A 20,925-nucleotide genomic window follows, 5' to 3' on the forward strand; every position below is an offset into this window, starting at 1 on the left:
AGGCAGGAACTGGGTCCCCACCCCATGACGTCGTGCCCGTTCTCGTCGAACGCTCCGCCCGCAGACAGCTGGACGGCTGGGGTCCGGAGGTCACGGAAGCGCCGCGAAGTCCTGCTTCACCCGGTTGTACCACTCCATCGACCGCTTCGGGTGCCGCCAGCGTCCCCGCATCTCCTCCCGCGCCTGGACGTGCGTCTGGTCGCCCGCTTTGACCGCGTCCTTGAGGTGCCGGTCTTGCGCCTTGATGACCTCATCGGCCGTGGAGCCCTGGTGCTCGCGCGTGCAGGGTCCGCCGAGGTCGTGGCAGGTCATGGTCTTCATCGTCGTCTCCAATCCTCGGGCGGCGTGGTCCGCTGCCCTCACTCGTTCGACGGTTCGCCGACCACGAACGTGACCGGCGCAGCGCGACGACGCACGACCTCGGTCAGGACTGACGGATCCGCGCGGAACGTGATGGCCTCGACGAGGCCGTCGAGCACGGTGAAGTCGAAGGCGACCTTCGGCCACCCACGGTGGAACCACGCTGCCCCGGGTCGACCGTCCACCAGGGCGGCCACCGCCGCCCGGGCGCTGCCGTCGAAGAAGGCCGCGACCGCCTCGCGGCCGTCGATGCTGCGAGGCGTGCCCGCTGCGATCGCGGCCGGGTCCGCACCCACGGTCACCCCCGGAGCGAGCAGTGCCAACAACCGCCCGAGGCCCCCTCCCCGTGCTGCCGACATGAACGCATCGACCACCTCGGCATCGCCCATGACCTCCTCACGCTCCGCATGCGCCAGACGCGCGCGGGCCCGAGAAGCAAGTTTCCGCGCCGCGGCCGGTGTGCGCGCGAGGATGGTGCCGATCGTGGCGAAGTCGAATGCGAACACCTCGTGGAGCACCCACGCAACGCGCTCGGTCGGAGTCAGCTCGTCGAGGACGACACCCAGTGCCTGGCCGACCGCTTCCCGGTGCTCCGTGCGTTCGGCCGGATCTGCTGCGTCCTCGCCACCAGCACCCCGACCGGACTCGACCAGGTCGTCGTGCAGCTCCATCGGCACCGGCACCGGCACACGCGCTCGGAGCCGATCGAGGCACAGCCGTGTCGTGACCGTGGTCAACCAGGCGGGCACGTTCGTGATCGCGTCGGTGTTGGCGCGGAAGCGGAACCACGCGAGCTGGACGACGTCCTCGGCGTCACCACGATCGTCGAGGATCCTCCTGGCGATGCCCACGAGTCGTCGCCGCTCGCGTTCGAAGACCTCCGCCTCGCCCATGCGCCCACCTGAGGCCGACCGCTCGCTCCGGAACGGTTCGACAGCTGGCTGTGGACCTGTGGTCCTGCGGACGGGAGGAGCGCGGAGACCCGGCCCCGCTCCTCCCGTCCGTCGTGTCGTCCGCCCGGTGCCGGACCAGACCCACGCCACGACCGCGCCCCGGCACTCAGCGCGACGCTGCCTCCGGCACCGCCCCACCCCAGCCGTTGAACCCCCCGAACACGACCCGCACCGAGACGGCCTGCGCCCGATCCGTCACGTACTGGTAGACCCCTCCCGGATGTCCGAGCCACAGCACACGCGCCGGCGTCGTGGTCGTCGCCGTCGTCCGGAGCTCCACCACGTACTGCCCGGAGGGGATCTGGAACTGCGCCGTCTGTTCGCTGTCGAGCAGTGTCGAGAACCGGGTGGAGAACGACGCCCCGGTCGCAGTGTCCGTCACGACGACGCTCGCCCCACTGAGCAGCGGCGACGGCATGCGGGACACCGAGTTCGCGAAGACGGCCAGGTCGTAATCGCTGTGCGCGTAGTGCCGCGACAGGGTCACCTGCGAGGCCGGGAGCGTCCCGCGCTGCTGGTACACCCGGGTCTTCCACACGGCGGGCGACGCCGTTCCGCTGGCGTACGCCTCGATGCGGTACGGACCGGTGCTCAACCCGACGAACCGGTACTGGCCCGCGCTGTCGGAGGTCGTCCGGAACACCTGCGAGGTGTCCTCGTTCCAGGCGTACATCAGCCGTCCGGCGGCGGGACCCGACGGGCCGACCACCCCGCCCTGCACGGTGGCGCCGAGCACGAGCGGCACGGTGACCGTCACCGTCGAACCACCGCGGACCGCGATGCCCGAACGGAGTCCGGGCGCGTAGGTCTCCGCCCCGTGCGGCGGGAGTTGCCGTGTGGTGACCGTGACCGTGTCCGGGGCGGGGATCCCGGTGAAGGTCGCGGTGCCGTCGGCGTCGGTGGTCGCGTTCCCGACGACGACGTCGGTCCCGATCGCTGCGAGTTCGACGTCCGCCAGCCGGATCGCGGTGCCGTCCGGCGTTGCGAGCTGCACCTCGATCGAGCCCGTCTCGGCCGCGGCCGCCGGCGGTGCCAGGCCGAGCAGTGCGGCGGCAGCCAGCGCCGCCACCAGTGTCGTCCCGATGATCTGTCGCATCGCGTCCCCGCCCGCCGGTCAAGTGATGGGTGGGACTGTACGCCTGCAGCTGCCGGCCCGCGGGCGTGGTCCGCCATCGTGTTTCCCGATGGCTCCCGCCCGGTGTTCGGGCTTTCTCCACGCCGCCCGACCCGCCACGCTGATCGCATGCTGCTCTCACCCCGCTTCACCGCTCGACACAGCGATCGCTTCCGGTTCGTTAAGGCGCCCGGCGTCGACGAGCCCGAGGCACAGCGCGACCCCGCGGTCGTCGCCACGGTGAGCCGGATGCTCGGCGACATCGAGCGCGACGGCATGGACGCGATCCGCCGGTACGCCCGCGAGCTCGACCGCCAGGACGCCCCCGTGGAACTCACCGCCGCGCAGATCGCCGCAAGCGGGGACCGCCTGGCCCCGGACCTCCGCCAGGCGATCGAGCTCGGCTCGGCCCGGACGAAGCAGTTCGCCGCGATGCAGCGCGAGCACCTGGTGGACTTCGAGGCGGAGCTCGTCGAGGGCGTCGTGGTCGGTCAGCGCTACGTGCCGGTCGGCAGCGTCGGCGCCTACCTGCCCGCCGGCCGGTTCCCGCTCACGGCGAGCGCGTTCATGACGGTCGGCGTCGCGAAGGTGGCCGGGGTCCCGACGGTCGTCGCGTGCACCCCACCGCAGCCCGACGGCGGTGCGAACGACGCGGTGACCTACGCGGCGCACCTGTCCGGCGTCGACCGGCTGTTCGTGCTCGGGGGAGTGCAGGCCCTGGCCGCGATGGCCTTCGGCCTGCTGGACACCGACCTCGACCCCGTCGACATGATCGTCGGCGCGGGCAACGCCTTCGTGGCCGAGGCGAAGCGGCAGCTGTTCGGGACGGTCGCGATCGACCTGCTCGCCGGGCCGAGCGAGGTCGCGGTCATCGCGGACGACTCCGCGGACGCGGAGATCGTCGCCGCGGACCTGCTGGGACAGGCCGAGCACGGACCGAATTCCCCGGCAGCGCTCGTCACGACCTCCGAGCGCCTGGCGCACGAGGTCGTCGCCGCGGTCGACCGGCAGCTCCCGACCCTCTCGACGGAGCCGATCTGCGGGCCGGCGTGGCGCGACCACGGCTCGGTGGTGCTGGTCCCGACCCGCGAGGACGCCGTGCTCGTGATGGACGAGTTCGCCCCGGAGCACCTCGAGGTGCAGACCACCGAGGACGACTGGTACCACGACCACCTGTCGAACTACGGGTCGCTGTTCCTCGGTCACTGGAGCACCGTCGCGTACTCGGACAAGGGCATGGCGGGGACGAACCACACCCTGCCCACCGCCGGTGGCGCCAAGCACAGCGCCGGGCTGTCCGTGTCGCGGTACCTGAAGCCGCTCACCTACCAGCGCATCGCCCGCGAGGCGACGCCCGAGGTCGCCCACGCCGTCGACGTGATCTCGACGAGCGAGGGCATGAGCGCACACCGCGCGACCGCGACGATGCGCCTGGACACGTTCGCCCCGGTGCACACGTCCGCCGACTGACCACCACCTCCCCTTCCCCTCCCGACCGCATCGGAGCCAGCGATGACCACCGAGCACCACCCCACCCCGGCCGCACCCGGCCTCAAGCGTGAACTGAAGGTCGCCGACGCCGCGGCCTTCTCGGTCGGGCTGATCGGCCCCGTCGGTGTCATGGCACTGCTCGGCGCCGGTGCCGCCGGCATCCTGGGGCGCGGCGCCACCTGGGCGTTCGTGTTCGCGCTCGTCGCCGTCTCCCTGGTGGCCTACGGGTTCGTCAAGCTCTCGCGGCACATCGCCCACACCGGGTCCGTCTACGCCACGGTCGGCCTGACGCTCGGCGCCCGCGCCGGGTTCATCGCCGGCTGGGCGCTGTTCTTCGCGTACGTGACGATCGGCGCGGGCTCCGGCATCGAGATCAGCCTGTTCGTCACGCAGCTGCTGAACGACGTCGGGCTGGACGTGTCGCCGGACTGGATCTGGATCACGGTGGTCGCGCTCGCGGTCGTCGTCCTGCTGGGTCGGCGTGAGGTGCACGTGATCACCCGGTCCCTGCTCTACGCCGAGCTCATCGGCGCGGTGCTCGTGACGATCCTCAACGTGGTGGTGCTCGTCCGGCTCGGCGTGGGCGCGGCACCCGCGGGACGGCACCTCAGCTGGGACTTCCTGGCGCTGCCGAGCGGCACCGACGTGGGCCTGATCGCCGGCGCCGCCGTGTTCGGCTTCCTGGCGTTCGCGGGGTTCGAGGGCGCAGCGACCCTGGGCGAGGAGACGAGCAACCCGAAGCGGGACATCCCGAAGGCCCTGAAGATCGCGATCGTCGTCGTGGGTGCCTTCTACCTGCTCTCGATCATCGCGCAGTCGCTCGGGTACGGCACGTCGGCCGCCGGAGTGAAGCAGTTCGCGGGGTCGGCCGCCCCGTACGGCGACCTGGCCCGCACGTACGTCGGCAGCTGGCTCGCCGACCTGCTGACGCTCGCCGCCGTGGTCAGCCTGTTCGCGATCTTCCTCGGCACCCTCTCCGGTGCCGCGCGGGTCCTGTTCGCGCTCTCCCGCGACACCGGCATCGCCCGACCCGTGGCGAAGCTGTCGGCACAGGGGTCCCCGGTCAACGCGCTGAGCGTCGTCGCGGTCGTCGCCGTCCTCATCGTGATCGGCGAGCGGTTCTCCGGCGCGGCCGTCCTCGACGCGACGTACTGGGCACTGACCGTGGGGACGATCGCCCTGCTCGTCGCCTACGTCCTGGCGACCGTGGGCGCCGTCCGGTTCCTGTTCTTCTCCGGGCGCACCGACACCCCGAAGTGGCAGCTGGTCGTGCCGGTCCTCGCGCTGGCCCTGGTGCTCTACACGATCTACAAGAACGCCGTCGGGCTCGAGGCGCCGTACAGCTGGTTCCCGTACATCGTCGCGGCCTGGCTGGTCATCGGGCTGGCGATCACGTTCCGCAAGGGGCTGGTCGAGCGCGTCGGCGCCGCCCTGGCAGCGTCCACGGGCACCGACCGGGAGGCTCCTCCCGCGGTCACCGACGCCGGTTCGGCCCCGCCACGGGGTGGCATCCCGCGCGACGACGCCGAGGACGTGGTCCGGTGACCCGGGTCGCCGCCGTCCAGCTCGCGCCGCAGGTCGGCGACCTGGACGCCAACCGGGCGACGATCGCCGAGGCGCTCGCCACGGTGCCGGACGACGTCGACGTCGTCGTCCTGCCGGAGCTCGCCACCAGCGGCTACGTCTTCCGCGACGCAGCGGAAGCCCGGTCGAGTGCCGTCACCGCGACGGACGCGACCGTGTCCGGGTGGGCGACCACGGCCTCCCGGCTGTCCGGCGGAGCCGGTGGTGTCGTCGTCGGGGGGTTCGCGGAACTCGGCGACGACGGCGCCGTGTACAACTCCGCGGCGCTCGTCGACCCGACCGGGGTCGTCGGCGTCTACCGCAAGGTGCACCTGTGGGACGGGGAGAAGGCGTGCTTCACGCCGGGGTCGGACAGTCCGCTCGTGGTGGACACGCGCCACGGCCGGATCGGTGTGTCGATCTGCTTCGACGTGGAGTTCCCGGAGTGGACGCGGATGGCGGCGCTCGCCGGGGCCGAACTGCTCGCGGTCCCGACGAACTGGCCGTGGGTGGACCGCCCGGAGGGCGAACGCGCACCCGAGGTGCAGATCGCCATGGCCGCGGCCCGGGTGAACCGGATGGCGATGGCCTGCGCGGACCGGTGCGGCACGGAGCGCGGGGTGGACTGGAACGAGGGCACCTCGATCATCGACCACGACGGATGGGTCCGTGCCGCGACCGGACCGGGCGCGGGCATGGTCGTCGCGGACCTGGACCTGGCGGCGGCGCGCGACAAGACCCTGACGCCCCGGGCGGACCTGCTCGGCGACCGACGGCCCGACCTCTACGGCCCGCTCAGCGCTCGCTGAGGAGTTCGCGCGCCAGGCGTGCGAGCTCGGCGGTCGCCGCCGACAGCACGGCGCCCTCGCGCTCGACGAGTGCGACCGTGTCGTGCACCGGTTCGGCGAACGGGGTCCAGTGCAGGCCCCGGGCGGCCGCTGCCTCGGCGACCGCTCGGGCGATGAAGGTGTCGCCGAGGCCGGATGCCACGAGTGCGAGTGCGGTCTCGACCTGCTCGACCTCGACGTGTGGCTCGAGGGCGACCCCGGCGAGTCGAGCCCGTTCGGCCAGCTGCCGCCGAGTCGGGTCCTTCCAGCCGTAGTGCGCGTCGTAGAGCACGAGCCGCCGCGCGGCCATGGCCTCGATCGTCATCGGTGCGTCGGCCACGGACGGGTCGGCGCTCACGAACACGACCTCGTCGCGGCGGAGCGGCGTGACCCGGAGCCCGTCGGTGTCGATCGGCAGCACGACGAGCCCGGCCTCGAGGCCACCCGAGGCGACCTCGTTCGCGACCTCGACGGAGTTCAGGCCGATGACGCGCAGACGCACCGCGGGGTGCGCGGCGTGGAACCGCGTCAGCAGTTCGTCGAGGGCGTAGTACTTGGCGTTCCGGAGCAGTCCGAACGACGCTGTTCCGCCGACCAGCGACGTGACCGCGCGGAGGGCCCGGTCCGCCTCGTCGGCCTCGGCGACGATCCGCTCGGCGATCGGCAGCAGGACGGACCCGGCGTCGGTGAGCCCGAGCCGTCGACCGCCCCGGACGAACAGGCGTGTGTCGTAGGTCCCCTCGAGCCGGCGGATGAACTCGGAGACGGACGACTGCGACATGAGCAGGGCCGCAGCGGCCGCCGTGAACGAACCGAGCCGTGCGGCCGCGACGAAGACGCGGAGCTGCACGAGGGTCACGGCCGCAGCCTACGGCCCCGGCGGACGGGCGGCCGGACGGCCGGACGGCCGGGCGGCCGGGCGGCCGGGCGGGGGAGGACGGTCGCGGCTGCGGCCCCACAGCGGCAGCCGCGACCCATCGGACTCCCCACGCACCACCACTCTGCCGCGGTCGAGCAACCGTCACATCATCCCTGAGGCGGAAGTGTGTCCCCGGACACAGCCCGCCGACGCCGGGGCTTCGCCGACCGCGGCGGCACGGCGCGCATGTGGTCCCGCACGGTCCCGAGCACGCGGGCCAGCCCGGCGACGTCGTCCGGCGACAGCGGCTCGAGCAGCAGCTGGCGCAGCACCGCGACGTGCCCGGGGAACACCGTCGCCAGCACCTCCCGCCCGGCGTCGGTGACCGACACGACCACGCTGCGCTCGTCCTCGGTCGACGGTCGCCTGGTCACGAGTCCGGCCTGTTCGAGCAGCCCCACCTGGTAGGTCAGCCCGCTGCGGCTGTACACGACCCCGTCGGCCAGGTCGGTCATCCGCAGGCTGCCGTCCGCCGCGTCGCCCAGGGTCGCGAGCAGCTGGAACTGCACGTAGCTCAGGTCGCCGGCGTCGCGGAGCTGCTGCTCGACGGTGTGCCGGAGCAGGCTGCCCACCTCGATCAGGGCGAAGTAGGCGCCGAGTTCGTCGGGGCTGAGGGGGCCGGGATCGGCGGGCTGGTGCATCGTCCCAGCGTAGGTGCTTCGAGTTCGCAGCAGCATTCCGCAGGCGCCGTGTCGCCGAGCGGACAGGCGCCTGCGAGGAGCGGGGGTGAGTGGTGGCAGGATGAGCGCTGGCCGTCTCCCTGGCGGCACAGATCGGGAGTGATCGAGCGTGACCGAGACCCACTCCGCGGCACCCGTCAGCGAGGACACCGCGGCCCCCGAGCACGACGGCCGGATGGGCACCACAGCGCTCGCGCTCGCGGCCCTCGGCGTCGTGTTCGGCGACATCGGGACCAGCCCGCTGTACGCGCTGCGCACCGTGTTCACCATCGACGGCGGGATCGTGAAGCCGATCCCCGAGGACGTCTACGGCGTCATCTCGATGATGTTCTGGAGCATCACCATCATCGTGTCGATCAAGTACGTGCTGGTGCTCATGCGCGCCGACAACAACGGCGAGGGCGGGGTGATGGCGCTCGCCGCCCTGGCACGGCGCCTGTACGCCCAGCGTCGCGGCGGCGCCACGATCTTCCTGGTGATCGGCATCATCGGCGTCTCGCTGTTCTACGGCGACTCCGTGATCACCCCGGCGGTGTCGGTGCTGTCCGCGGTCGAGGGCCTGCAGACCGCGACCCCGGCCATCGGGCACCTCATCGTGCCGATCGCCGCGGTGATCCTCGTGATCCTGTTCGCCGTCCAGCGGTTCGGGACCGGCAAGGTCGGGACGCTGTTCGGGCCGATCATGCTGCTCTGGTTCGTCGTCATCGCCGTCGCCGGCCTGCCGCTGATCGTCCGCCACCCCGGTGTCCTGCAGGGGCTGTCACCGACGTGGGCGATCGCGTTCGTGTTCGCGCACCCGGTCATCTCCTTCGTGGCGATGGGTGCCGTGGTGCTCGTCATCACCGGTGCCGAGGCCCTGTACGCCGACATGGGCCACTTCGGACGCGTGCCGATCCGACGGGCCTGGTTCTTCGTCGTCTTCCCCGCGCTCGTCCTCAACTACCTCGGCCAGGCCGCACTGGTGCTCGAGGACCCCCAGGCCACGAAGGACCCGTTCTTCCTGCTCTTCCCGGACTGGGCGCAGCTGCCCGTGGTCGTCCTGGCCACCGCGGCCACGGTCATCGCGAGCCAGGCCGTCATCTCCGGGGCGTTCTCCCTGACCCGCCAGGCGGTGCAGCTGGGACTCCTGCCGCCGCTGACGATCCGCCAGACCTCGAAGCGCGAGGGCGGCCAGATCTACCTGCCGGCCGTCAACCTGCTGCTGTTCATCGGCGTGATGGCGATCATGCTCGCGTTCCGGTCGTCCGCCAGCCTGGCCACCGCGTACGGGGTGTCCGTCACGGGCGCCCTGGTCACGGACACCATCCTGCTGCTGCTGGTCGTGAAGCCCCTCTGGCACTGGGCGACCTGGAAGCTCGTCGTCGCCGCGGTCGTCTTCGGCGGACTCGAGCTGACGTTCCTGGCCGGCAACCTGTCGAAGGTCATCCACGGCGGGTGGGTGCCGCTGCTCATCGCGCTGGCGGTCATCACGGTGATGACCACCTGGCGCCGTGGGCGGCAGCTCGTGCAGGACGAACGCCGCGCACGGGAGGGCTCGCTCGACGAGTTCGTCGCGAAGATCAACACCAAGCACGTGCCGCGGGTCAAGGGCATCGCGGTGTTCCCGCACCCGAACAAGGAGACGACCCCGCTGGCGCTGCGCGCGAACGTGGAGCACAACCACGTCGTGCACGAGCGGGTCATCATCGTGTCCGTCATCACCGCGAACGTGCCGCACGTGCCGCACGCCAAGGCCTTCACGCGTGACGACCTGGGCTACACGGACGACGGCATCGAGCACGTCACGATCAAGTTCGGCTTCTCGGACGACCAGGACCTGCCGCACGCCCTGCACGCCGCGTGCCTGGCCGAGGTGCTCGACCTGGAGCCGGACGCCATGCAGGACGCCTCGTACTTCATCTCCCGTGGCGCACTCCGGCCGATGCGGGGCAACGGCGGGATGGTGAACTGGCGCAAGCGCCTGTTCGTCGGGCTCGCGCACAACGCGGCCGACCCGTCCTCGCGGTTCGGGTTGCCGCCGCAGCGCACCGTGACGATGGGCAGCGACGTCGAGATCTGACGACGTCCGGACCGTCAGGGACGGCGGACAGGAGGCTCGGTGCCGACCAGCACCGGGCCTCCGGTCCGTCGGTCAGGCGGTCCGCGCCTCGGCGCCGGCCACCAGGGCCGCCGCACGGACGGCGTTCCGCACCACGCGGGCCACGTCCGGCGACGTCGAGGTCGCCGGCCACGCGACCACCGTGGTCGCGAGCGGGGCGTCGAGCACGGGGACGGCGACGTGCTCGGGCCACTGCAGCGTCCGGCTGGACCGGGGGATCACGATGACGGTCCGCCCGAGCGCGACGAGCTGGGCGAGCTGCGCCTGCGAGTGCACCTCGGGTCCGGGGCCGTCCGCGTAGGTGCCGTCGACGCGGGGCCAGCGGGCCGCGGGCAGGTCCGGCAGGTCGCGCAGGTCCGCCACGGACAGCGAGGCGCGCGCGGCGAGGCGGTGCGACCGGGGCAGGATCGCGACCTGCTGCTCGGTGCGCAGGTCCTCGGTGTCGAAGCCGGTCAGGTCGTCGTAGGTGCGGTGCATGAGTGCGACGTCGGCGGACCCGTCACGCAGGAACGCCGCCTGCTCGTGCACCTCGCCGAACTGCACGTCGAGCGGCAGGGCCTGCGGGTCGGCCCCCTGCACGTCGAGCAGCGCCTGCAGCAGCTCGTGGTCGGCGCCGGCCTTGACGGCGAGCACCAGTCGCCGGGACGGGGTGCCCGCCCGCCGGGCCCGGCGCCCCGCGGCCGCCATCGCCGCCAGGGCCGGGCGGGCTTCGGCGAGCAGCACGGTGCCGGCCGGCGTGAGCTCCACGCCGCGCGGGGTGCGCTGGAACAGCGCCGCGCCGATCCGGAGCTCGAGCTGGCGGATCGCACGGGACAGCGGCGGCTGCGACATGCCGAGCCGCACCGCCGCGCGCCCGACGTGCTGTTCTTCGGCGACGGTCACGAAGTACCGGAGTTCGCGGGTCTCGAGGTCGTCCACGCGCAGAGCCTACGTCCGGTCGATACCCGCCGGGTATCGCACGGCACCCGATCGGTCTTGGACGTGGTGTCCCGGACGACCGACGATCGAGGCATGACATCAGCAACCACCGCCCTGGTCACCGGGGCGAACAAGGGCATCGGCTTCGCGATCGCGCAGGGACTCGGGAGGCTCGGCACGCGTGTCGTCGTCGGCGCGCGGTCCGGGGCGGCCGGTGAGGAGGCCGTGGCCCAGCTCACCGCGCAGGGCATCGACGCGTCGGCCGTCCGGATCGACGTCACCGACGACGCGAGCGTGGCCGCAGCGGCCACCGCGCTGGACGAGCGGTTCGGCACGCTCGACGTACTCGTGAACAACGCCGGGATCTCCGGGGCGTTCGACCCCGTGACGTGGGAGCAGGACCCGACGACGATGGACCTCGACGAGCTGCGGCGCATCGTCGACACGAACGTGTACGGCGTCGTCCGGGTGACGAACGCGATGCTCCCGCTGCTGCGACGCTCGGGCGCTCCCCGGATCGTCAACACGTCGAGCAGCATGGGCTCGCTCAGCCGGCAGCCGGGACCCGTGATGGCCGCGTACTCGTCCTCGAAGACCTTCCTCAACGGCATCACCGTGCAGTACGCCCGCGCGTTCGCCGACACCCCGGTGATCGTCAACGCCGCCTGTCCCGGACTCGTCGCGACCGACTTCAACGGGTTCGCGGGCGACCGCACCCCGGAGCAGGGGGCCGCGATCGCCGTCCGCCTGGCGACGCTGCCCGACGACGGACCCCGCGGCGGGCTCTTCGACGAGGACGGCGTCGTCCCCTGGTGAGTGCCGGGTGACCGCCGCCGTCGTGCTCAGTCCCGCGTGGCGCTCGGCCGCAGCCCGTTCCGGTGTCGCTCCAGCTCCGCCAGCGCATGCACCGTCGCCGGGTCACCCCGGCGCCACCGGTCCACGATGTCCGGCCCGAGCAGCGCCGCCTCGGGCCGGGTCGTGAGCGCACGGAGGGCGAGCAGCTCGGTCCCGCCCGGATGCCCGGCGAGCCGCCGGACCGCGGTCGCGTTCCGGACCGGGACACCGCGCACGAGCAGCCAGACCAGCGCGAGCGCCAGGACCAGCACGACGGCGACACCGCCGCCCACCAGGTGCGCCAGCCGCAGCGTCGCGTCGTGCTGCTGGGTGCCCGCCGCCGCGATCGCCTCCGCGTGCGAGGACGCGTCCCGCAGTGGCGCGCTGACCGAGTCGCCCGCGAACGGCAGCCTCCCCAGGGCGGTCGCCGCCCGGTCGAGCTGCTCCTGGAAGGCCGAACCGTCACGGCTGACGCGGGTGCCGATCGTCGCCAGGCCGCCGATCGCCCGTGCGACCGTGACCCCGAGGGCGACCGCCAGGACGCAGCCGACCAGGACGACGACGTCGACGACGAGCTGCCCGGTGCGCTGTGCCGGCCGGGCGCTGTAGAAGACCACCGTGGACGCCGTCGTCCGGGTCACGCGTCGGTCGGGCGGTGCAGCGTGTCGATCCGGTCGTGCAGGGGCTCGGTCTGCCAGCGCGCACCGAACGTGCCGGCAGCGGGGTCGCATCGCACCCAGAGCAGGTGCGGGGTGTCCACGAAGCGCACGGCCACCAGGACCTTGCCGTCGGCCTCCACCGCGGCGCTCGCCGCGGTCGCGTCGGACACCGTCCACGAGCCCTGGCCGAGCGGGACCCGGACCGGGGAGCCGTCCTGCGTCAGCGTCGCTGCCCAGCCGTCGCCGTCCTGCTCGAGCACCACGGTGTCCAGGCCGGGGACCGCGGTGCGGTCGGCGGCCGCGAAGTCGGCCCGGGCCTCCAGTCCGGCGGTCTCGAGACGAGCGCCGCCCACCGGAGCCAGCCCGAGGGAGCCGAGCGCGGTCGCGAGCGCCGCGTCGCCCTCGGTCGAGCCGTCGGCGTCGAGCGCGGGCAGCAGGTGCGCCCAGACCGCGTCGAGGACGGCCTGCATGTCCAGGCTCTGTCCGGTCATGGCCAGGACGACGTCGTGCTCCGGCAGGACCACGCAGAACTGCCCGTACGCGCCGTCGCCGCGGAACCCGTGCCGCGCCATCCAGAACTGGTAGCCGTACCCCTGGCTCCAGTCCGGGTTCTCCTCGTCCGGGTTGGCGACCTGTGTGCGGGTCGCGGCCGTGACCCAGTCCTCGTCGAGGATCCGCGTGCCGTCCCACACCCCGCGCTGCAGGTACAGCTGCCCGAGCTTCGCGACGGTCTCGGTGGTGGCGTAGCAGCCGGAGAACCCGAGCTCGCCCGTGCCGTCGCGCTTCCATGCGACTTGCTCGATGCCCAGCGGGTCGAACAGGCGCGGACGCAGGTACTCGACCAGGGTGCCGCCGCTGACCCGCCGCACGATCTCGGCGAGCGTGTAGGTGCAGGGCTGGTTGTACGCGAAGACCGTGCCCGGGTCCTCGTCGGGCGGCAGAAGCAGGAACCCCCGCACGACGTTCTGGGGGTCGATCGCCCGCGCCCGGTCGAGGGTCTCCGCGCGGTGGCCGCTCGCCATCGCCAGGATGTTGCGTAGGGTCATCGTGCGGCTGCGGGGGTCGGTGACCTCGGTGTCGAGCTCGGGGAAGTGGCTGATCACGGTGCTGTCGAGGTCGAGCAGCCCCTCGCGTGCGGCGATGCCGACGGCCGCCGCGGTGAAGCTCTTGCTCAGCGAGTAGAGCAGGTGCGGGCGGTCTGCCGCGTACGGCGTCCACCACCCCTCGGCCGCGACCTGACCGTGCCGGAGCAGCACGAGGCCGTGCGGTTCGACCCCGGGGGTCGACTCGAGGGCACCGATGAGGGCCTGGACCCCGGTCGCGTCGATGCCGAGGGCGGACGGGGTGCTGCGCTGGAACGTCGTCGTCACGATCCTGAGCGTATCCACTGTCGGCCTGACATCATCAGGAGGAGCGTTCGAGTCCAGATCGCGCCGCACCCACGACGAGGATCCGCATGCCCTTCTTCACCCCGTCCGCCCCCAGCCCGAGCGACCAGCCGTCGTCCGGAGCCCGGAAGGCCTGGTCGGACTCGTTCGGCGGACTCGCCACCCGGTGCCTGCAGGTCATCATCGTGCTGGTCATCGTGATCGGCATCGTCTACGCCGCGGCCACCCTCAGCGTCGTGACGATCCCGATCCTCATCGCCCTGATCATCGCCTCCGCCATGCACCCGGTCGTCTCGTGGCTGCGCAAGCACCACGTCCCGTCGGTCCTCGCCACCCTCGCCGTGCTGCTCGGGGTGCTCGTCGTGCTCGGGCTGCTCGCCTGGCTCATCGTCGTGGCGGTCGAGAACCAGTGGTCCGACCTGCAGAAGTCCGCGGTCGACGGGTTCCAGCAGCTGCAGGGCTTCGTCACGTCGCTGCCGTTCTCGATCAGCGACTCCCAGATCGACGACGCGACGAAGGCAGCAACCGACTTCGTCACCAGCGCGAAGTTCGGCTCGGGCGCGCTCGCCGGGGCCTCGGCCACCGCGAACTTCCTGACCGGCCTGGTCCTGATGGTCGTCGTGCTGTTCTTCTTCCTCAAGGACGGGCCGAAGATCTGGGAGTTCCTGCTCCGCCCGTTCACCGGCGCCCGCTACGACCGCGCCCGCCGTGTCGGCGACCGCGTCGTCTCGACCCTGGGCGGCTACGTCCGCGGCACGGCGATGGTGGCCGCCGTCGACGCCATCGGCATCGGGGTGGGCATCGCGATCGTCGGCGTGCCCCTCGCGCTGCCGCTGGCGGTCGTCGTGTTCATCACCGCGTTCATCCCGATCGTCGGTGCGACCGCCGCCGGCATCCTGGCCGCCCTCGTCGCGCTGGTCGCACTCGGCCCGGTGCAGGCACTCGTCGTCATCGGCATCGTGATCCTGGTGAACCAGCTCGAGGGCAACTTCCTGCAGCCGGTCCTGATGGGCAAGACGCTGCGCCTGCACGGCCTGGTCATCCTGCTCGGCCTGACCGCCGGCACCGTGCTCGCCGGCATCTTCGGGGCCGTCATCTCAGTGCCGCTGCTCGCCGCGGCGTGGGGTGCGGTCAAGGTCTGGGACGGCCCGGACACCCCCGCCAAGCCGTGGCGACAGAAGCGCTCCGAAGAGGTCGGCGCGCAGTAGCCCTGACCGTCGGTCGGGGGTGCGGTGGATACTGGGGTCGTGCGTGAATCCCAAGCCGCCATCGCCGCGGAGCTCAACGTCCAGCCCGACATCGACCCGGAAGCCGAGGTCGCGCGCCGCGTCGGCTTCCTCCGCGACTACCTGCTGACGACCGGCGCCAAGGGCCTGGTCCTCGCGATCAGCGGCGGACAGGACTCCTCGCTCGCCGGCCGCCTGTGCCAGCTGGCGATCGAGTCGCTCCGGGCCGACGGCCACGACGCGTCCTTCACCACGGTGCGCATGCCCTACCGGGTCCAGGCCGACGAGGACGACGCCCAGCTCGCGCTCCGGTTCATCGCCGCGGCGCCGGGCATCACGGTCAACATCGAGCACGGGGTCGACGGTGTCGTCCGTGACACGCTCGAGTCGGGCGTCGAACTGAGCGACTTCGTCAAGGGCAACGTCAAGGCCCGCATGCGCATGGTCGCGCAGTACGCCGTCGCCGGCCAGCGGGGCCTGCTCGTCGTCGGGACCGACCACGCGGCAGAGGCCGTGACCGGCTTCTTCACCAAGTACGGCGACGGCGGTGTCGACCTCACGCCGCTCACCGGGCTGACCAAGAGCCAGGGTCGCCAGCTGCTCGAGCACCTCGGCGCTCCGGCGCGGCTGTACGAGAAGGCGCCGACGGCCGACCTGCTCGACGACCTGCCCGGCCAGACGGACGAGGCCAATCTCGGCATGAGCTACGCCGAGATCGACGCCTACCTGCAGGGGCACGACGTCCCGGTCGAGGTCGCCGAGGCGATCGAGGCCCGGTACCGCGCCACCGAGCACAAGCGTCAGGTGCCGGCGACGCCGTTCGACGCGTGGTGGCGTTCCTGACGCCGTGACCGTCGGCGCCTGACGGACGGGAGGCCCGGTGCCAGCTGGCACCCCTCCCTCGCAGGCTCGGTCGGCGCGCCCCGCGCAANTCGTCCTGTGGCCGGGTCAGCCGGCCAGGGCGGCGGCGCGCTCGGCGATCGGTGCGCCGAGCGACGCGCGCACGGCCTTGGTGAGCTCGTCGGCGAGCACCTCGTCCTCACCCTGCTCGACGCCGTCGAACACGGCCGTGACGACCTGTTCCGGCGTGTTCTTCGGGGCGTCGACCCCGTCGGTCATCGGGGTGTCCGTGTAGCCGAGGTAGGCCCCGACGACCTGGACGCCGTCGCCCGCGAGCTCCATCCGGGTCGAGTCGGTGGCCGACCAGAGTCCGGCCTTCGAGACGCCGTACGCCCCGCTGCCGGCCAGCCAGCTGAGGACCGAGGCGACGTTCACGACGGCACCATTTGAGCGTCGCAGCCCCGGAGCGAAGGCGCGGGTGACCAGCAGCGGCCCGACCAGGTTCGTCTCGATCTGCGCTCGGATGTCCTCGAACGGGCCGTCGACCAGCCCACCCGGGCGCAGCTGGCCGGCGTTGTTGACGACGACGGTGACGTCGGCTGCCTCGGTCGCAGCGCGGGAGACGGACGCCTCGTCGGCGACGTCGAGCACGAGGGGGACGATGCGGGCGTCGTCCCAGTCGCGGGGACGGCGCGCGGCGGCGTACACCTTCGTCGCACCGCGGTCGAGGGCCTGGCGCACGAACTCGGTGCCGAGTCCGCCGTTCGCTCCGGTGACCAGGACGATCTGTCCTGCGAGTGTGGTCATGGTGGGTTCCTTCCGTCGGCGCATCGGGTGATGCTGCTGGTGGAGGCAGCAATATGACCGGTCGTCTCATTCCCGGAGTGGGAAGATCGACACATGCCCAAGCCCAGCCTGCGTGACGCGATCGTCGACGCCGCCCTCGTCGAGTTCCACCAGCACGGGTACGCCGGCACCGGGGTCGCGTCGATCACGGGCGCAGCCGGGGCGCCGAAGGGCTCGTTCTACAACCACTTCCGGTCGAAGGCCGACCTGGCGATGGTCGTCGCGGACCGGTTCGCCGCGGCGTCGCCGATCGACGTCCTCGACGACCGTTCGGTGCCGCGCGCGCTGGACCGCATCACGGGCTACTTCGACGCCATGCTCGATCGTCTCGCCGGGATCGACTTCCGGTACGGGTGCCTGCTGGGCAACCTGGCGGTCGACACCGCAACGGACGAGCCGGCGGTGGCGGCGCACGTCGACGGCGTCTTCGACGCGTGGGTCCACCGGCTGGCGGACGTGGTCCGTCTGGCACAGGACCAGGGCGACGTGGCCGCCGACCGTGACCCGGTGCTCGTGGGCGCGCAGCTCGTCGACCTGTGGGAGGGTGCGGCGTTGCGCGCGAAGGCGCGGCGGGACGGTGACGTCACGAGGCGCGTGGTGACGGACGGGGTGCGGCGGCTGCTGGCGGGGTGAGGTCGCCCGCTCAGACCGTGGCGGTCGCCGTGGCGCGACGGTGCGCGGCGGCCGGGTGCGAACCGGGGAGCCGAGCCGGGCCTCCCGTCACCCGCTCGCGCAGCGTCTGGTCGTTCGTGTACCGCTCGGGCAGGCGACCGCGCTCGCGCAGCAGTGGCGTGACGTACGTGCCGAAGTCCCGCACCGTGTCGAACGAGTGGTACTGGCGCAGGTTGATCCCGTCGATCCCGTCGTCGTCGAGCCAGCCCTCGATCTGCTCCGTGACCGCCTCGGGGACGCCGGCGGCCCAGAACGCGCCGTGCCAGGCCTCGTTCACGCGGTCGAGCAGCTCGCCGACCGTCGCGTCGAGCGCGACGCGTCCGACCAGGCGCTCGCCGCCCTCGACACCCTCCGCCTCGAGCGCGTCGCGGACGGTCCGGCTGCGGGGGTGCGACAGGGCGTCGAAGGGGACGCTGCCGTGCACGAGCGGGCCCTCCTCGCTCGCGAAGGCACGGTACTGGGCCACCTTGTCCTCGACGTCGCGCTGGGTCGGCGCCGTGATGACGGCCGCCTGCGTGACGAACCGGACGTCGCCACGGTCACGGCCGGCTGCCTGCGCGGCGTCGCGGACGGCGTCAGCGGTGCGCTGTACGCCGTGGCCACCGGTGAAGACGACCTCGGCGTGCTGCCCGGCGCGCGCGATGCCGGCGGGGGAGCCCGTCGCCAGGAAGAGCGTCGGAGTGCGCTGCGACGACGGCTCGGACAGGTGCGGTCCGGCGACGCTGAAGTGCTCGCCCACGTGGTCGATCGGGTGCACCTTCGCCGGGTCGGTGTAGACGCCACGCTCGGCGTCCCGGAGCACGGCGTCGTCCTCCCACGAGCCCTCCCACAGCTGGTACACGACGTCGAGGTACTCGTCGGCGATCTCGTACCGGGTGTCGTGCGGGATCTCCGTCGCCAGGCCGAAGTTGCGGGCGGCGTTCGGCAGGTAGCTCGTCACGACGTTCCAGCCGACCCGGCCGTTCGTCAGGTGGTCGAGGGTCGACATGCGCCGGGCGAAGGCGAACGGCGGCTCGTAGCTGGTCGAGGCGGTGATGCCGAACCCCAGGTGCTCGGTCACCGCGGCCATCGCCGGCACGACGAGCATCGGGTCGTTGTTCGGGATCTGCAGCCCCTCGCGGAGCGCCGGTGCCGCTGATCCGCCGTACACGTCGTAGGCACCCAGGACGTCGGCGATGAAGACCGCGTCGAACTGCCCGGCCTCGGCGGTGCGCGCGAGCTCGGTCCAGTAGCGGATGTCCGTGTAGCGGTGCCGGTTGTTGCCGGGCAGGCGCCAGAGACCGTGGGTGATGTGCCCGACGCAGTTCATCTCGAAGACGTTGAGCAGGAGTCGCTTCGGCATGTCCCGAGGCTACGGACGGGCATCCACCGGTCGCGTGTTCGTGACCTCGTGTGTCATGCCCCGGCCCTAGGATCGTCGCGGAACAACAGATGCAGCATCCCGGTGGGAGACCCACCGGACGAAGGGGGAGACATGTCGGCTCTGTTCGCACTGGGGGCGGTCCCGGTCATCATCGGCGCGGTCGTGGTCGTGGCGGTCATCGCGCTGGTCTACGCCAAGGCGGTGTACCGGAACGCCGGCGCCGACGAGGCACTGATCATCACCGGCAAGCGCTCGCGCAAGGTCCAGAACGCCGACGGCACCGAGACCGTCGAGTCCGGCATCAAGGTCGTGCTCGGCGCCGGTGTGCTCGTGCGGCCCTTCTTCGAGAAGGTGGCGAAGCTCTCGCTGAGCTCGCGTGCGATCGACATCAACGTCAACGCGCAGGACTCCCGCGGTGTCACGATCGACGTCGAGGCGGTGGCGCTCGTCAAGGTCGGTGAGACCGATGCCTCGATCCGGGCGGCCGCGCAGCGGTTCCTCGGGCAGGAGAAGAAGATCGACGACTTCGCGCGCGAGGTCCTGTCGGGGTCGCTCCGCGCGTCGATCGGTGCCACCGACGTCTCGACCATCATCCGCAACCGCGACCAGCTGACGGTCGCCGTGCTCGACGTCGCCAAGGACGCACTGCACAGCCAGGGACTCGACGTCGACTCGTTCGAGATCAAGGGCATCTCGGACCGCAACGAGTACATCAGCGACCTCGGGCGCGCCGAGCGTGCACGGGTCCGTCTCGAAGCCGAGAACGCCGAGGCGCAGGCCGACCGCGAAGCCCGCGAGGCCCGCGCCCGTGCGGACCAGGCCATCGCCGAGGCCGAGAACACCCTGGCCATCCGTCGGGCGGCACTGCAGCTCGACGCCGACCGCGCCGGTGCCGAAGCTGCCGCGGCCGGCCCGCTCGCCCAGGCCCGCGCCTCGCAGGGCGTCGTCGAACAGGAGCAGATCACCGCGCAGAAGCGCGCCGAGCTCCGTCGAGCGGAGCTCGAGTCCGAGGTCAGCGCCGTCGCCGAGGCGGAAGCGCGGAAGACCCGGGTCGAAGCCGAGGCTGCGGCGGCCGCACAGGTCGAGACCGCCCGCGCGCAGGCCGAGGCCCGTCGCATCGCGGCCGAGGCCGTCGCCGCCGAAGCCCACGCCGAGGCCGAGGCGCGCAAGCTGGCGGCAGACGCGTCCCGCGCCGAGGGTGAGGCGATCGCCGACGCCATCCGCGCGAAGGGCCGCGCCGAGGCAGAGGCCACCAAGGCCCAGGCGGACGCCCTCGCCGACCACTCCGAGGCGGTCCTGCGCGTCAAGGCGCTCGAGACCCTGCCCGCCATCGCCCGCGAGCTGGCGGCACCGATGGGAGCGATCGACTCGCTGACGGTGGTCTCGTCGGACGGTGCCGGTTCGCTGTCCAAGAGCGTCGTCAGTCAGTTCAGCGAGGTCGACGCGCTGCTCGGGGCCACCGCGGGGTTCACGCTGAGCGACATCGTGAAGAGCACGACGACGGGTCAGGCCGCTGCCCGGGCCGTCGCGCGCGAGACGGCCGACGTCCCGGCCGACTGACCTGGCTAGCGGTCGTCGGACCTCGGGTGGCGGCGGTCGTCGGACCCCGGGTGGCGGCGCTCGTCGGCGGTGTCCTCGGTGTCGCGGCGGGTGTCCTCACCGGACCGCTGGCGCTGGTCGTCCGACACGCGTCGCTGCTCGGGCTCACGCTCGTGCTGGCGAGCGCTGCGCGGGTCGGCGTCGTGCCCGTCGGCGTCGTGCTGCTCGGGCAGGCCCTCGGCGAGTTCCGCGTCGTGGCGGTCACGGTTGGCCGCCATCCGCTCCTGCCAGACGATGCTGCGGGCAGCACCCTCGAGCACGTCGTCGACCGAGCGGCCGGTCTGGGCCGCCAGCGCGCCGCTCAGGCCGGCGGTCAGGGTCCCTCCGGCCGAGGCCAGTCGCTGCACGACTTCCTCTTGGCGGGGGGTCAGCGGTTCGTCGACCAGCCCGTCGACGGTCTCGCGGATGTTCTCCTCGCTGGCGTCGAGAGCTGCTTCGTCACCGGAGTGCAGCGCCGCCGCCTCACCGACGACGACGAGTCCGAGACGGGCGGCGTCCTCTTCGGGACGGGTGCTTGCGTGCTCGTCGCTCATTGGGTGGACCGTACGCGCGGGACCAGCGCGCTTCCTGGACAG

The 20,925-nt window shown here is 72.3% G+C and carries 20 protein-coding genes; 9 read left to right on the top strand and 11 right to left on the bottom strand.

Annotated elements, in window-relative coordinates:
- Window positions 1-90: 90 nt before the first annotated feature.
- The 3 genes from ASG04_RS03920 to ASG04_RS03930 all read right to left on the bottom strand — a co-directional run bounded on the left by ASG04_RS03920 (window position 91) and on the right by ASG04_RS03930 (window position 2,409).
- The gene (locus ASG04_RS03920; protein ID WP_056120850.1) at window positions 91-321 is read right to left on the bottom strand and encodes a DUF1059 domain-containing protein; all 231 of its coding nucleotides are present in this window, start codon (window positions 319-321) and stop codon (window positions 91-93) included.
- A gap of 38 nt (window positions 322-359) precedes the next feature.
- Window positions 360-1,253, bottom strand: a complete 894-nt coding sequence (locus tag ASG04_RS03925; protein WP_056120669.1) for a sigma-70 family RNA polymerase sigma factor — start codon at window positions 1,251-1,253, stop codon at window positions 360-362.
- A gap of 166 nt (window positions 1,254-1,419) precedes the next feature.
- The gene (locus tag ASG04_RS03930; RefSeq protein ID WP_056120673.1) at window positions 1,420-2,409 is read right to left on the bottom strand and encodes a carboxypeptidase-like regulatory domain-containing protein; all 990 of its coding nucleotides are present in this window, start codon (window positions 2,407-2,409) and stop codon (window positions 1,420-1,422) included.
- Between the two features lie 147 nt (window positions 2,410-2,556).
- Between ASG04_RS03930 and hisD the strand changes: the two genes are divergently transcribed.
- From hisD to ASG04_RS03945, 3 genes are read left to right on the top strand one after another with little or no spacing between them, the layout of a single operon-like run.
- Entirely contained in the window at window positions 2,557-3,897 is a 1,341-nt protein-coding gene (gene hisD, locus ASG04_RS03935; protein ID WP_056120675.1) for a histidinol dehydrogenase, read from the top strand.
- 42 nt (window positions 3,898-3,939) lie between these two features.
- Entirely contained in the window at window positions 3,940-5,463 is a 1,524-nt protein-coding gene (locus tag ASG04_RS03940; RefSeq protein ID WP_056120678.1) for an APC family permease, read from the top strand.
- Window positions 5,460-6,290: a nitrilase-related carbon-nitrogen hydrolase gene (locus ASG04_RS03945; protein ID WP_056120681.1), complete on the top strand. Its 831-nt coding sequence runs from the start codon at window positions 5,460-5,462 to the stop codon at window positions 6,288-6,290. Before ASG04_RS03940 ends, ASG04_RS03945 begins: the two co-directional genes overlap by 4 nt.
- On the opposite strand, the gene ASG04_RS03950 is transcribed toward ASG04_RS03945, so the two are convergent.
- Both ASG04_RS03950 and ASG04_RS03955 read right to left on the bottom strand, forming a co-directional pair.
- Window positions 6,277-7,167: a LysR family transcriptional regulator gene (locus ASG04_RS03950; RefSeq protein ID WP_056120686.1), complete on the bottom strand. Its 891-nt coding sequence runs from the start codon at window positions 7,165-7,167 to the stop codon at window positions 6,277-6,279. The genes ASG04_RS03945 and ASG04_RS03950 overlap by 14 nt on opposite strands.
- A 167-nt stretch (window positions 7,168-7,334) precedes the next feature.
- Complete coding sequence (locus ASG04_RS03955; protein WP_056120689.1) at window positions 7,335-7,868, bottom strand: MarR family winged helix-turn-helix transcriptional regulator; 534 nt, start codon at window positions 7,866-7,868, stop codon at window positions 7,335-7,337.
- A gap of 148 nt (window positions 7,869-8,016) precedes the next feature.
- On the opposite strand from ASG04_RS03955, the gene ASG04_RS03960 reads away from it, so the two are divergent.
- On the top strand, window positions 8,017-9,966 hold the full coding sequence (locus tag ASG04_RS03960) for a potassium transporter Kup (RefSeq protein WP_056120693.1): 1,950 nt from the start codon (window positions 8,017-8,019) through the stop codon (window positions 9,964-9,966).
- 72 nt (window positions 9,967-10,038) lie between these two features.
- On the opposite strand, the gene ASG04_RS03965 is transcribed toward ASG04_RS03960, so the two are convergent.
- Window positions 10,039-10,923 (bottom strand): LysR family transcriptional regulator, encoded by an 885-nt coding sequence (locus tag ASG04_RS03965; RefSeq protein ID WP_056120697.1) that lies wholly within the window; start codon window positions 10,921-10,923, stop codon window positions 10,039-10,041.
- 93 nt (window positions 10,924-11,016) lie between these two features.
- Here ASG04_RS03965 and ASG04_RS03970 point away from each other — a divergent pair, with 93 nt between their 5' ends.
- Window positions 11,017-11,739: an SDR family oxidoreductase gene (locus ASG04_RS03970; protein WP_056120700.1), complete on the top strand. Its 723-nt coding sequence runs from the start codon at window positions 11,017-11,019 to the stop codon at window positions 11,737-11,739.
- 26 nt (window positions 11,740-11,765) lie between these two features.
- On the opposite strand, the gene ASG04_RS03975 is transcribed toward ASG04_RS03970, so the two are convergent.
- Window positions 11,766-12,398, bottom strand: coding sequence for a hypothetical protein (locus tag ASG04_RS03975; protein ID WP_056120701.1), 633 nt, complete (start codon window positions 12,396-12,398; stop codon window positions 11,766-11,768).
- Window positions 12,395-13,786, bottom strand: a complete 1,392-nt coding sequence (locus tag ASG04_RS03980) for a serine hydrolase domain-containing protein (protein WP_235515428.1) — start codon at window positions 13,784-13,786, stop codon at window positions 12,395-12,397. Before ASG04_RS03980 ends, ASG04_RS03975 begins: the two co-directional genes overlap by 4 nt.
- A gap of 86 nt (window positions 13,787-13,872) precedes the next feature.
- On the opposite strand from ASG04_RS03980, the gene ASG04_RS03985 reads away from it, so the two are divergent.
- Together ASG04_RS03985 and nadE are read left to right on the top strand one after the other, a co-directional pair.
- On the top strand, window positions 13,873-15,012 hold the full coding sequence (locus tag ASG04_RS03985) for an AI-2E family transporter (RefSeq protein WP_056120704.1): 1,140 nt from the start codon (window positions 13,873-13,875) through the stop codon (window positions 15,010-15,012).
- Window positions 15,013-15,051: 39 nt separating this feature from the next.
- Window positions 15,052-15,873, top strand: coding sequence for an ammonia-dependent NAD(+) synthetase (gene nadE / locus ASG04_RS03990; protein ID WP_056120707.1), 822 nt, complete (start codon window positions 15,052-15,054; stop codon window positions 15,871-15,873).
- A gap of 105 nt (window positions 15,874-15,978) precedes the next feature.
- Here the strand turns inward: nadE and ASG04_RS03995 are convergent, their stop codons facing one another.
- Window positions 15,979-16,677 carry an SDR family oxidoreductase gene (locus ASG04_RS03995; protein ID WP_056120709.1) on the bottom strand — a complete coding sequence of 233 codons (699 nt, stop codon included), beginning with the start codon at window positions 16,675-16,677 and terminating at the stop codon, window positions 15,979-15,981.
- A gap of 93 nt (window positions 16,678-16,770) precedes the next feature.
- Here ASG04_RS03995 and ASG04_RS04000 point away from each other — a divergent pair, with 93 nt between their 5' ends.
- Window positions 16,771-17,349: a TetR family transcriptional regulator C-terminal domain-containing protein gene (locus ASG04_RS04000; protein ID WP_056120712.1), complete on the top strand. Its 579-nt coding sequence runs from the start codon at window positions 16,771-16,773 to the stop codon at window positions 17,347-17,349.
- A gap of 10 nt (window positions 17,350-17,359) precedes the next feature.
- Here ASG04_RS04000 and ASG04_RS04005 read toward each other — a convergent pair whose 3' ends face one another.
- Window positions 17,360-18,730, bottom strand: a complete 1,371-nt coding sequence (locus tag ASG04_RS04005; protein WP_056120715.1) for an NtaA/DmoA family FMN-dependent monooxygenase — start codon at window positions 18,728-18,730, stop codon at window positions 17,360-17,362.
- A gap of 132 nt (window positions 18,731-18,862) precedes the next feature.
- Here ASG04_RS04005 and ASG04_RS04010 point away from each other — a divergent pair, with 132 nt between their 5' ends.
- Entirely contained in the window at window positions 18,863-20,311 is a 1,449-nt protein-coding gene (locus ASG04_RS04010) for a flotillin family protein (RefSeq protein ID WP_056120718.1), read from the top strand.
- Between the two features lie 5 nt (window positions 20,312-20,316).
- Here ASG04_RS04010 and ASG04_RS04015 read toward each other — a convergent pair whose 3' ends face one another.
- Window positions 20,317-20,883 (bottom strand): hypothetical protein, encoded by a 567-nt coding sequence (locus tag ASG04_RS04015; protein WP_056120721.1) that lies wholly within the window; start codon window positions 20,881-20,883, stop codon window positions 20,317-20,319.
- Window positions 20,884-20,925 lie beyond the last annotated feature (42 nt).

It is taken from the genome of Curtobacterium sp. Leaf183 (genome assembly GCF_001424385.1).
Taxonomy (GTDB): domain Bacteria; phylum Actinomycetota; class Actinomycetes; order Actinomycetales; family Microbacteriaceae; genus Curtobacterium.

Coding starts and splice junctions, on each gene's coding strand:
- ASG04_RS03920 (WP_056120850.1), bottom strand. CDS start 321: ATGAAGACCATGACCTGCCACGACCTCGGCGGACCCTGCACGCGCGAG.
- ASG04_RS03925 (WP_056120669.1), bottom strand. CDS start 1,253: ATGGGCGAGGCGGAGGTCTTCGAACGCGAGCGGCGACGACTCGTGGGC.
- ASG04_RS03930 (WP_056120673.1), bottom strand. CDS start 2,409: ATGCGACAGATCATCGGGACGACACTGGTGGCGGCGCTGGCTGCCGCC.
- hisD (WP_056120675.1), top strand. CDS start 2,557: ATGCTGCTCTCACCCCGCTTCACCGCTCGACACAGCGATCGCTTCCGG.
- ASG04_RS03940 (WP_056120678.1), top strand. CDS start 3,940: ATGACCACCGAGCACCACCCCACCCCGGCCGCACCCGGCCTCAAGCGT.
- ASG04_RS03955 (WP_056120689.1), bottom strand. CDS start 7,868: ATGCACCAGCCCGCCGATCCCGGCCCCCTCAGCCCCGACGAACTCGGC.
- ASG04_RS03970 (WP_056120700.1), top strand. CDS start 11,017: ATGACATCAGCAACCACCGCCCTGGTCACCGGGGCGAACAAGGGCATC.
- ASG04_RS03985 (WP_056120704.1), top strand. CDS start 13,873: ATGCCCTTCTTCACCCCGTCCGCCCCCAGCCCGAGCGACCAGCCGTCG.
- ASG04_RS03995 (WP_056120709.1), bottom strand. CDS start 16,677: ATGACCACACTCGCAGGACAGATCGTCCTGGTCACCGGAGCGAACGGC.
- ASG04_RS04000 (WP_056120712.1), top strand. CDS start 16,771: ATGCCCAAGCCCAGCCTGCGTGACGCGATCGTCGACGCCGCCCTCGTC.
- ASG04_RS04005 (WP_056120715.1), bottom strand. CDS start 18,730: ATGCCGAAGCGACTCCTGCTCAACGTCTTCGAGATGAACTGCGTCGGG.
- ASG04_RS04010 (WP_056120718.1), top strand. CDS start 18,863: ATGTCGGCTCTGTTCGCACTGGGGGCGGTCCCGGTCATCATCGGCGCG.
- ASG04_RS04015 (WP_056120721.1), bottom strand. CDS start 20,883: ATGAGCGACGAGCACGCAAGCACCCGTCCCGAAGAGGACGCCGCCCGT.